General features: G+C 28.6%; 1 protein-coding gene and 1 pseudogene. Both read left to right on the top strand.

Translation table 11 applies throughout. From position 1 onward, the window contains the following. Positions 1–110: 110 nt before the first annotated feature. The gene (locus ACFWDE_RS26910) at positions 111–656 is read left to right on the top strand and encodes a sigma-70 family RNA polymerase sigma factor (protein WP_377895927.1); all 546 of its coding nucleotides are present in this window, start codon (positions 111–113) and stop codon (positions 654–656) included. 1 nt (position 657) lies between these two features. Then, positions 658–1,039: pseudogene (locus ACFWDE_RS26905) on the top strand (flagellar motor switch protein FliG); the annotation flags it as partial.

Here is a 1,039-nt window from a genome sequence, read left to right as displayed (position 1 = left end):
ATATAAAATGAAAATAAAAATTAATAAATTTTTACAAAAGTGATAGAAAATGAGAATGAAATGCCAATAGTAAGTAAAAGCAGCTGCTAAAGGGGAACTGAGGAAGGATGATGTTTATGATTTTCAATTCTGAAGAGGATTTAATTATAGCTATGAAAAAACGCGATCAAGATGCTTTGAAAGAAGTGATTGATCAATATGGAAAATTAATTTCATACATTATTCATAAATCATTAAGTACCCCTATTGAGAAACAATATGTAGATGATTGTTATAACGATGTATTTACTGTCATTTGGTTTCATATCGACCAATTTGATATAGAAAAGGGAAACTTAAAATCTTGGATGATTGGTATTACTAAATTAAAGGCATTGGAATATAAAAAGAAAGTATATAGAGAGAACAAAATGGATAAAGACGTAGAAATAGATACAGGTATCCATGATAGGTATGAAATAGAACAAGAAGAAGAGATTATGGAAATAGTGCAAGATTTAAATAAAAAGGATCGATATATCTTTTTAAAGAGGTATATTGATGGATATTCCATTGACGATATTGCAAAAGAATTAAAAGTAACAGCGGATTATATATACAACCGAATTTCTCGAGGGAAGAAAAAACTTCAAAAACTGTGGAAGGGGAGTGTGTAATATGGATAAAAGACTATTATCGATGTTAAACGAACTCCAATATTCAGATGAAGAAATTAAACGTTTAGAGCAAGAAGCGGAAGTTTCTATAAATATAGATAAGTATTATGTGAGAAATGGTGAACTGCTAAAAAAATTAACTTTACAAATGCTTGAAGAATCAATTCGCGAAGAGTTACAAGAAGATGAAGAAATCGAGAATGAACTGTTAGTAGAAGAGGGATGCATGGTAAATACAAAAGTAATACCGAATATTTATACTGTAGGTGCAACTTTTTACTATTATATCGTTTTAACAAATAAAAGGTTGCTGATGAAAGGATTAGATTGTTATTTTAAAAAGGTAAATGAATACAGCATGTTAATAGAAAATATTCAAGCAA

This window comes from Bacillus sp. NPDC060175 (genome assembly GCF_042728695.1).
GTDB lineage: Bacteria > Bacillota > Bacilli > Bacillales > Bacillaceae_G > Bacillus_A.
This window is presented reverse-complemented; position numbering and strand designations above follow the sequence as displayed.